Here is a 9,225-nt window from a genome sequence, read left to right as displayed (position 1 = left end):
GGATCAGCGCGGCCAGTTCACGGTTGCTGCACAGGTCGTACATCCCCGCGTGGAACGCCAGGTTGACCTCGTACTGCTCCAGCAAGGTGCCGTCGTGCAGCAGCTTGGCGAAGCGTTCGGCCAGGGTGCGCAAGGCGCGGACCTTGGCGGCCGTGACGTTGGGCATCAGGTCGGCGGCCGCCCCGGTTTCCAGCAGGACGCGGATGTCGCGGATCTGCAGATGCTGGTCCGGATCCATCGCGTACACGTGGTAACCCCGGTTCGGGATGTGCGCGATCAGCCGCTTGGCGGCCAATTGGTCTAACGCCCGCCGGACGTCCAGACGCTTGGCGTCATAGCGTTCTTGCAGGTCGATCTGTTTCAACCAGGCGCCGGGACCATACACACCCGACTGAATATCATGGGCAATACGGTCAACCAGGCCGGGCTGCGTCGCTGCCGCTTTCGGCATGGACCACTCCCGTCAATCAATTCCAAGCGCGTATTTTAGGCATAACTTCTTGCGGCGATAGCAGGGGGTTCCCCCCCTGCCCTCAGGCGGTGGCCCGCAGGGGCTCCTGGCCGTCCAGCCGCCAGCGCAGGCGCACGCCGCCGGTGTCGGTGGATTCCAGGGCCGGAATCGCCGACAGCAGGCTGCGCGTGTAGTCTTCCTGCGGCCGGTCGAACACGGCGTCGCGCGAACCTTGCTCGACGATGCCGCCGTCGCGCATCACCACCACCCGGTCAGCCACCTGCTCGACCACGCCCAGGTCGTGGCTGATGAACAGGCACGAAAACCCGTGCCGTTCCTGCAGGTCGGCGAACAGGTCCAGCACCTGCGCCCGGACGGTCACGTCCAGCGCGGACACCGGTTCATCGGCGATCACGAAGGCCGGCCGGCGCACGATGGCTCGGGCAATGGCCAAGCGCTGGCGCTGGCCGCCGGACATTTCGTGGGGAAAGCGCTTGGCGTACTCGGACCCCAGGCCCACCTCGGCCAGCACTTCGTCCACGCGTCGGCGCTTGTCCGCGGCAGGCATGTCGTCCAGCATGCGCAAGCCTTCGCCCACCAGTTGGCCGATGGTCATGCGCGGGTCCAGCGAGGAATACGGATCCTGGAACACCATCTGGCAATTCAGCCGATAGTCGCGCCAGGCGGGCGAACGCCGGCTCACCAGCTGGTTGCGGAACAGGATCTGGCCCGACGTGGGCGACAGCAGGCCGGCGATTGCCCGGCCCAGCGTCGTCTTGCCCGAGCCCGATCCGCCCACCACCGCCACGACTTCGCGCGGCTGGACGTGCAGGTCGATGCCATTCAAGGCGCGCTTGGCGCCCGTGCGGGAGAACAGGCGCTGATGGCCTGCGTAGTCCACCACCAGGTTCTTGACTTCGACGATGGGCGCCTCCGGCGCCAGCTTGCGGGCCGGCAGGCGGCGCGGCATGGCGTCCAGCAGCTTGCGCGTGTACGGATGCTGCGGGCGCTCCAGGATGCCGGCGGTCGTGCCGGTTTCCAGCACCTTGCCGTGCTGCATCACCACCATGCGCTCGGTGTAGCGCGCCACCATCGGCAGATCGTGGCTGATCATCAACACCGCCGTGTGATGCTCGCGCGTCAAGTCCACCATCAGTTCCAGCACGTCGCGCTGCACCACCGCGTCCAGCGCGGTGGTGGGCTCGTCGGCGATCAGCAGCGCAGGCTCCAGCAGCATCACCGAGGCCAGCATCATGCGTTGGCGCATGCCGCCCGAAAACTCGTGTGGCCAGGCGTCCATCGCCCCCTTGGGGTCGCGGATGCCAACGCGCCGCAGCATCTCAAGAATGCGTTCACGGCGCTGCGCCGTGGACAGGTCCTTGCGGTGCAGCTTCAGGCCTTCGTCCAGTTGGCGGCCGATCGGCATGGACGGGTTCAGCGACGTCATGGGCTCCTGGAAGACCATGCCGATGCGCGCGCCGCGCAGCTTGCGCAACACGGCCGGATCGGCCTTCGTCACGTCCACGCCTTCGAACAGGATGGCGCCGCCCGCCACCACCAGCGGCGCGGGCGTCAGCCCCATGATGGCGCGCGCGGCCTGGGTCTTGCCGCTGCCGGACTCCCCGACGATGCCGACCATTTCGCCGGGCGCGACTTCGAAGGACACGCCGCTGACGATCTCGCGGCCGCCTGCCCCGACCGTCAGGGTCAGGTTCGATACGGATACCAGTGCGCTCATTGCACGCCCCTCATGCGGGGATCGAGACGGTCTCGCACCGCGTCGCCCAGCAGGTTGATCCCCAGCAGCGCGAGCGCGATGGCCAGGCCGGGAAGAATGGATAGATACGACGCCTGCGCCATGAACGGGCGCGCGGCGGCCAGCATGTTGCCCCAGGTCGGCGCAGGCGGCGGCACGCCCAGGCCCAGGAAGGACAGCGCGCTTTCCGCCAGGATCACCCAGCCGAACATGGAGGTGGCCAGCACGGTTAGCGGCGCCACGCAGTTGGGCAGCACGTGCCGGAACATGGTGTAGAGCTCGGAATTGCCCAGCACCCGGGACGATTCAATGAACTCCTTTTCCCGCAATGACAGCACCGTGCCCCGCACGATGCGCGTCACCGACGGCGTGTAGGCCAGGCCCAGCGCCAGGATGATGCCGTACTTGTTGGCGCCCACCACCGCCAGCAGCCCCAACGCCAGCAGCAGCCCCGGGAAGGCCAGCAGCGCGTTGTTGAAGGCCATGATGATGCGGTCGGTCCAACCGCGCACGAAGCCAGTCAGGGTGCCGATGGCGGTGCCTGCCACGATGGCGAACGTGACGGTCAGCAGGCTGATCCAGACGCTGCTGGAAGCGCCCGCCAACAGGCGCGACAGCTCGTCGCGGCCGAATTCGTCGGTGCCCAGCAGGAAGTCGCCGCCAGGCGGCTTGAGCCGGGCGACGAAGTTGATCTTGAGCGGGTCATGGGGCGTCCAGAAGGCGCCCATGATCGCCGCGACGATCATCGCCCCGACGATCACGCCGCCCAGGAGCGCGTTAGCTGCGATTCGCTTTTTCATTCGGCGGTCACTCTCGGGTCGAAGATGGGATAGCAGAGGTCGATCAGCAGGTTCACGATCACGTAGACCACGCCCACGAACAGCAGGCAGCCCTGGATCACCGGATAGTCGCGCGCGAAGATCGAATCGACCAGCAAGCGCCCCAGTCCGGGAATGGTGAACACCGTTTCCACCACCGCGATGCCGCCCAGCAGGTTGCCCAGCACCAGGCCGATCAGCGTCCAGGTCGGGCCGAAGGCGTTGCGAAAGGCGTGGCGCATCAGCACGGCGGATTCGGACAGGCCCTTGGCGCGCGCATGGGTGATGTAGTCCAGCCGCAGCACTTCCAGCGTGCTGGCGCGCGCCATGCGCATCAGCACGCCGATCTCGTGCAGGAAGAGCGTCAGGATCGGCATGGCCAGGTACAGCAGGCCGGCCTTCCAGTCTTCACCGATGGACACATAGCCCACCACCGGCAGCCATTGCAGCTTCAGGCCGAAAAAGATCAGCAGCAGCAGGCCCAGCCAGAAAGTCGGGATGGACACCAGCAGCGTCGCCGAACCGACCAGGAACAGGTCGGGCCACTTGTTCTGCTTCCAGGCCGCGATCATCCCGGCGGGCACGGCGACCAGCGCGGCGAACAGCACCGCCACCAGCACGACGCGTCCGCTGATCAGGAAACGGTCCCACACCAGCGGCAGCACAGGCTGGCCGGTGTTGATGGACGATCCCAGATCGCCGTGCAGCATGTTGCCGAACCAGATGCCGAACTGGGTCAGCCAGGTCTGGTCCAGCCCCAGGCGCGCACGCAGGTCCGCCAGGGCGGCCGGCGTCGCCAGGTCGCCCAGCAGCAGTTGGGCGGGATCGCCCGGAATCAGCCGGATCATCACGAACACCGCCACTGCCACGATCAGCAGGGTGGGCACGGCCATGACGATTCGGGATAGCGCAAAACGCAGCATGGCCCTCTCCTATTCCCGGACGCGCAGCAGCGGCGTACCGCGCCCGCGTCCAGCGATATCAATTGTCAGCATGTCGCAACTTGCGCAGCGCGTCCGCCAGGAAATCCTGCACCTGGCCCACGCACTTCAAGCCGTCGTGAGGCACGTTTTCCACCACATCCAGCACCGCTTTCACGCCTTGGGCTTCGAACGACCGGCGCAGCGACTCCAGGCGTTCCGGGCGCGTCTTGCCGGCGTCATTGGCGCCGGGCATGAAGAACTTGCCGCCTTCGCGATGGGTGATTTCCCAGGTTTCAAGGTCGGCCTTGCCCACGATCATGTGGACCGCCACCTGCTTGAGCGCCTCGATGTCGACGCCCTTGCCGAAGCGGGCCTCGGCGTCGCGCACGCCGACCCACCAGTCCTGGCTCGGGTCCAGCAGGGTGACCGAACCCGGCGCGCCGATCGACACGGCCCACAGACTTTCCGGGTGCAGGTAGGCGAAACGGTTGACGAACTGGCCGCCGCCCGAATAGCCGAACAGGCCGAACTTCTTGAAATCGCGGCCGAACTTCTCGCCGACTTCGGCCACCATGTCCAGCAGGATCTGGTCGTAACGGATGTCGCCTTCGCGCAGTTGCTTGAAGCCGTCGCGGTTGCCGTCGCCCAGCGGGCCCACGGGGAACAGCGGGCACAGGACGATGCAGTCGTTCCAGCGCGCGAACTCGGCGAACGCGTCGCGGTATTCCACGAAGGCGCGGCCGGTGCCGTGCATGATCACCACCAGCTCCATCGGGTGGCGGGCGGCGTCGATGTGCGGGGGCACATACATGCAATACGAAAAGCGCGGATCGGTGCGGGCCGCGAAAACGGTGCTGTGGCCCAGGTCGTACATGGCCCGCGCGCGGGCGGCGTCGGGTTGGATAGCGGGAGCTGCGTTGGACTGCATGATTTCCTCGTTTCCATGGCCGCGCGGGCGGGCACATGGTCTATGCCGGTGGTCAGAACAATAATCACATAAATTGGCGCCAATTTTAGGCGCATGCGTTTCCGGTCAACAAGGCAGGGGATTCCCTAGGCCGCAAGCCGGGTCCGTTGTTTCGCCGCCACCTCCGCAGGAGCCATGCTCATATACAATTGGGAATCATTATCAATATAGATGCGTGCGGGCAGGACCCGGCGTGTGGGGGATCCTGCCGTGGATGTCGTCCAGACACTCTATGCGGGCCATCACGGATGGCTCAGAAACTGGCTGAACAAGCGCCTGGGCAATACGTCCGATGCCGCCGACCTGGCACAGGACACGTTCACCCGCATTCTCGAGGCGCGCCGCAAGCCGGGCGCGCAGGAGCTTCGGCTGCAAGAGCCGCGCGCCTACCTGACCACTGTCGCCCGCCACGTGCTGTGCAACTTCCACCGCCGGCAATCGCTGGAACGCGCCTGGCTGGAGGCGCTGGCGCAGATGCCCGAGCCCACCTCGCCTTCGCCGGAGCAGCGGCTCGTCATCCTGGAAACCCTGCATCAGATCGATGCCATGCTGGACGGGCTGCCGTCCAAGGCGCGCACCGCGTTCCTGATGGCGCAGCTTGACGGCATGACCTACCGGCAGATCGCCGACGCCATGCGCATCACCGACCGGACGGTGCGCCGCTACATGGCGCAGGCGTTCGAGCAATGCCTGCTGCTGGCCGCGTGATGGGCAGTCCGCACGAAGCCCCGCTGGACCGGATGGCGCTGCGCCAGGCCGCGCAATGGCTGATGCGATTGCACGCCGGCGCCGAGCCCGCCCCGGAAGCCTTCCGGGAATGGGAACGCTGGCGCGCGCAAAGCCCGGACAACGAACGCGCGTGGCAGCGCGCGCAGCAGTTCAACGCCCAGTTCAGCACCCTGCCGCCCGCGCTGGCGCGCCCCGCGCTGAACCGCAAGATGCCCCGGCGCAAGGCGCTGGCGGCGCTGGGCGGCATGGCGGTCGGCCTGCCCGCCGCGTGGGCCGCGTGGCGCATGGCGCCCTGGTCCAGCTGGGCGGCCGAATACCGCACCGCCACCGGGGTGCGCCGCGAGATCCGGCTGGCCGACGGCAGCGTCGTGCAGATGAACACGGCCAGTGCCATGGACGTGGCCTTCGACGCCACGGTCAGACGCCTGATCCTCCGCTCCGGCGAAATCCTGGTGCGCACGGCCCCCGACCCCGCCCATCCGGCGATGGCGCGGCCCTTCCTGGTCTCGACCGAGTCGGGCGCGATTCGCACCCAGGATGCCCGCTACACCGTCCGGCAGACCGAAAAGGACTGCCGCGTGTCGGTGCTGGACGGCGCCGTGGAAATCTCCCCCCGACACGCCCCCGCCCAGCGCTTGCGCGTGACGGCCGGCCACTGCTTGCGGTTCGACGAGGCCGGGGCCGACCCCGTAGCCGCCTTGCCTGCCGGCGCCGGAGAATGGGCGCGCGGCGTCCTGGTGGCCGACAACCTCCGGCTGGCGGACTTCCTGGACGAACTGTCGCGCTATCGGCCCGGTATCGTCCGCTGCGACCCGGCCGTGGCCGACCTGCGCCTGTCGGGCGGGTTCCAGTTGCAAGACACCGACCGCATCCTGTCCCTGCTGCCCGCCACCCTGCCCGTGCGCGTAGTGACCCGGACCCGCTACTGGGTCACCGTCGAGGCCAGGGGCGGATCGGCCTGAACCAGCGCGTGGTTACAACTTCCCCTGCCCCGGCATGTCCGCTTTTCTCCGTTCGCGTGTCAACAACCCCAGCAACACCACAACACGCCCATCTACGGAGAACCCCATGGCGCACCGCCGTCCTGGCTCACGGCCAGCTTTGACCCGCACGTCCGCTTCCCGCTTGCACGCCAAGCGCCTGCCCGCCGCCGTCCGCGGCGCATTGCTGGCGCTGGCGCTTACCGGCGCCGCCAGCGCCGCCCAGGCGCAAGCGGCTCCCGCCGCGCAAGCCGTGCGCAGCTATGCCATTCCGGCTGGGCCGCTTGGGCCCGCGCTGTCGCGCTACGCAGGCGAATCGGGCATCAACCTGGCGATCGACCCTGCGCTGGTGGCGGGCCGCAGCACGCAGGGGCTGTCGGGGAATTTCGGCGCGCGTGCCGGGCTGGACCGGTTGTTGAAGGACTCCGGCCTGGCCGGCCACCCCTCGGGCGCGGACGGCTATGTGCTGCGCCCGGTCGCGGCCGCCGACGCCACCACCCTGTCCGAAGTCACCGTCAGCGCCGACGCGCTGCGTGACGGCAAGACGGAAGACACCCAGTCCTACACCGGGTCGACCAGCGCCACCAAGCTGAACCTGTCGCTGCGCGAAACGCCGCAATCCGTCAGCGTCATCACGCGCCAGCAGATGGAAGACCAGGGCCTGAATACCATCCAGGACGTGCTGGGCCAGACCACCGGCATCTCGGTCGACAAGAGCACGGCCACGCAGGAATACACGCAGGTCTATTCACGCGGCTTCACCGTGGACACCTACCTGTTCGACGGCATCCCCACGTCGAGCCAACTGGAAGGCATCACCTTCGACACCGCCATCTACGATCGGGTGGAGGTCGTGCGCGGCGCGACCGGCCTCGTCAGCGGCACCGGCAGCCCCGCCGCCGCGGTCAACCTGGTGCGCAAGCGCCCCACCCGCGATTTCTCGGGTTCGGTGTCGGCCAGCGCCGGTTCGTGGGACCGCTATCGGGCCGAGGCCGACCTGTCGGGTTCGCTCGTCGACAACGGCCGCATCCGCGGCCGCATCGTCGCCGCGCATCAGGACTACGGTTCGTTCATCAGCCGCGTGAAGCAGCAAAAGGACGTGTTCTACGGCATCGTGGAAGCGGACCTGACCGATTCCACCCTGCTGACCGCCGGCATCACGTATCAGGACGACCGCACCGACAACGCCAGCCGCGGCTTTCCCGCCTTCTTCAGCGACGGCTCGGTCACCGACTTCTCACGCCGCATGAACGGCGCCGCGGACTGGAGCTACTACAACCGCAAGCAGACCTCAGTCTTCGGCAGCCTGGAACACACGTTCGCCAACGACTGGACCGCCAAGGCCATCGTCAACTACACCCAGAACGACTACGACGCCTTGCAGGGTTATGCGCAAAACGGCTACCCCGACCGGGAGACCGGCGCCGGCGCCGGCCTGTGGCTGGCCAACTGGCATGGCCGTCCCAAACAGACCGCGGTGGACCTGTACGCCACGGGGCCCTTCACGTTGCTGGGCCGCAAGCATGAACTGGTGCTCGGCGTCAGCGCCTCGCGCTACGAACAAGGCGGGGCCACCTTCCCCAATTGGCGCCTGCCGGGTTATGACGCGTCGATTCCCGATATCTTCAACTGGAACGGCCATTCGCCCAAGCCCGACTACGCCGGCACGCAAACCGGCAATTCCACGACGCGGGAAGAGGAACTGGGCGTCTATGCCACCGCCCGCCTGCGCCCGACCGACCGCTTCTCGATCATCCTGGGCGGCCGCTACACGGACTGGAAGCGCGATGTCGACAGCGACTATTTCGACGGCACCAGCATCAGCGACAAGTTGCGCGAAAAGGGCAAGATCACCCCGTTCGCCGGCGTGGTCTACGACCTGGACGACAACTGGTCCGTCTACGCCAGCTACACCAGCATCTTCAAGCCGCAGGCCTACCGCGACCGCAACAACAGCTTCCTGCCGCCGCTGGAAGGCGACAACTACGAGCTGGGCGTGAAAGGCGAGTTCTTCAACGGCGCGCTCAACGCCAGCGCGGCCGTCTTCGAACTGAAGCAGGACAACCTGGCCGAGATGGACCCGGACAATATCTGGGTCACCGGCGGCGGTGGCGGCTCGTACGCGTACCGCACGGTGCAGGGAGTCACCTCGCGCGGCTTCGAAATGGAGATCTCGGGCGAATTGCAGCCTGGCTGGCAGATGATCGCCGGCTACAGCTACCGGCAATTGAAGGACGGCGACGGCCGCCGCGTCGACACCTGGCAGCCCAACAGCCTGTTCCGGCTCTGGACCACGTACCGCCTGCCGGGCGCCTGGCATCCGCTGACCGTAGGCGGCGGCGTCACCTGGCAAAGCAGCATCGCCCAGGCCGACTATGGCCCCAACAACGAAACCTTCAAGCAGGACGCCTACGCGCTGGTCGGCCTGATGGCGCGCTACGACTTCAATCGCCACCTGTCGGCCACGCTGAACGTCAACAACCTGCTGGACAAGAAGTACTACTCGACCGGCTTCGGCGGCTTCTACGGCGATCCGCGCAACGCGATGCTGACGATGAAATACCGCTTCTAAGGCGTCCGCCGGAGGGCTGCGCGCCTACG

General features: G+C 67.3%; 8 protein-coding genes. 3 read left to right on the top strand and 5 right to left on the bottom strand.

Features of this window, described 5'->3' with window-relative positions; all coding sequences use genetic code 11:
• The 5 genes from ACO6D5_RS00465 to ACO6D5_RS00445 form a co-directional block, all read right to left on the bottom strand.
• Positions 1 to 364, bottom strand: a 364-nt coding sequence (locus tag ACO6D5_RS00465; RefSeq protein WP_485824310.1) for a GntR family transcriptional regulator, incomplete at its 3' end; no start/stop codon positions are given.
• Positions 365 to 533: 169 nt separating this feature from the next.
• Entirely contained in the window at positions 534 to 2,189 is a 1,656-nt protein-coding gene (locus ACO6D5_RS00460) for an ABC transporter ATP-binding protein (RefSeq protein ID WP_485824309.1), read from the bottom strand.
• Entirely contained in the window at positions 2,186 to 3,007 is an 822-nt protein-coding gene (locus ACO6D5_RS00455) for an ABC transporter permease (RefSeq protein ID WP_006223712.1), read from the bottom strand. The genes ACO6D5_RS00460 and ACO6D5_RS00455 overlap by 4 nt, the downstream gene beginning before the upstream one ends.
• On the bottom strand, positions 3,004 to 3,948 hold the full coding sequence (locus ACO6D5_RS00450) for an ABC transporter permease (RefSeq protein WP_006223711.1): 945 nt from the start codon (positions 3,946 to 3,948) through the stop codon (positions 3,004 to 3,006). Before ACO6D5_RS00450 ends, ACO6D5_RS00455 begins: the two co-directional genes overlap by 4 nt.
• 58 nt (positions 3,949 to 4,006) lie before the next feature.
• Positions 4,007 to 4,876 carry an alpha/beta hydrolase family protein gene (locus ACO6D5_RS00445; protein WP_485824308.1) on the bottom strand — a complete coding sequence of 290 codons (870 nt, stop codon included), beginning with the start codon at positions 4,874 to 4,876 and terminating at the stop codon, positions 4,007 to 4,009.
• A 210-nt stretch (positions 4,877 to 5,086) separates the two neighbouring features.
• Here ACO6D5_RS00445 and ACO6D5_RS00440 point away from each other — a divergent pair, with 210 nt between their 5' ends.
• The 3 genes from ACO6D5_RS00440 (at position 5,087) to ACO6D5_RS00430 (ending at position 9,196) form a co-directional block, all read left to right on the top strand.
• On the top strand, positions 5,087 to 5,623 hold the full coding sequence (locus ACO6D5_RS00440) for a sigma-70 family RNA polymerase sigma factor (protein ID WP_315526665.1): 537 nt from the start codon (positions 5,087 to 5,089) through the stop codon (positions 5,621 to 5,623).
• Positions 5,602 to 6,606: a FecR domain-containing protein gene (locus ACO6D5_RS00435; RefSeq protein ID WP_485824307.1), complete on the top strand. Its 1,005-nt coding sequence runs from the start codon at positions 5,602 to 5,604 to the stop codon at positions 6,604 to 6,606. Before ACO6D5_RS00440 ends, ACO6D5_RS00435 begins: the two co-directional genes overlap by 22 nt.
• 106 nt (positions 6,607 to 6,712) lie before the next feature.
• Positions 6,713 to 9,196, top strand: a complete 2,484-nt coding sequence (locus ACO6D5_RS00430) for a TonB-dependent siderophore receptor (RefSeq protein WP_485824306.1) — start codon at positions 6,713 to 6,715, stop codon at positions 9,194 to 9,196.
• Positions 9,197 to 9,225 lie beyond the last annotated feature (29 nt).

The organism is Achromobacter sp. (assembly GCF_057314935.1).
The sequence above is the reverse complement of the archived record's forward strand: the minus strand, read 5'-3'. Positions and strand labels throughout refer to the sequence as shown.

Excerpts from the sequence above, each read along its gene's own strand:
- ACO6D5_RS00460 (WP_485824309.1), bottom strand. The coding sequence starts at position 2,189 with ATGAGCGCACTGGTATCCGTATCGAACCTGACCCTGACGGTCGGGGCA.
- ACO6D5_RS00455 (WP_006223712.1), bottom strand. The coding sequence starts at position 3,007 with ATGAAAAAGCGAATCGCAGCTAACGCGCTCCTGGGCGGCGTGATCGTC.
- ACO6D5_RS00450 (WP_006223711.1), bottom strand. The coding sequence starts at position 3,948 with ATGCTGCGTTTTGCGCTATCCCGAATCGTCATGGCCGTGCCCACCCTG.
- ACO6D5_RS00445 (WP_485824308.1), bottom strand. The coding sequence starts at position 4,876 with ATGCAGTCCAACGCAGCTCCCGCTATCCAACCCGACGCCGCCCGCGCG.
- ACO6D5_RS00440 (WP_315526665.1), top strand. The coding sequence starts at position 5,087 with ATGCGTGCGGGCAGGACCCGGCGTGTGGGGGATCCTGCCGTGGATGTC.
- ACO6D5_RS00435 (WP_485824307.1), top strand. The coding sequence starts at position 5,602 with ATGCCTGCTGCTGGCCGCGTGATGGGCAGTCCGCACGAAGCCCCGCTG.
- ACO6D5_RS00430 (WP_485824306.1), top strand. The coding sequence starts at position 6,713 with ATGGCGCACCGCCGTCCTGGCTCACGGCCAGCTTTGACCCGCACGTCC.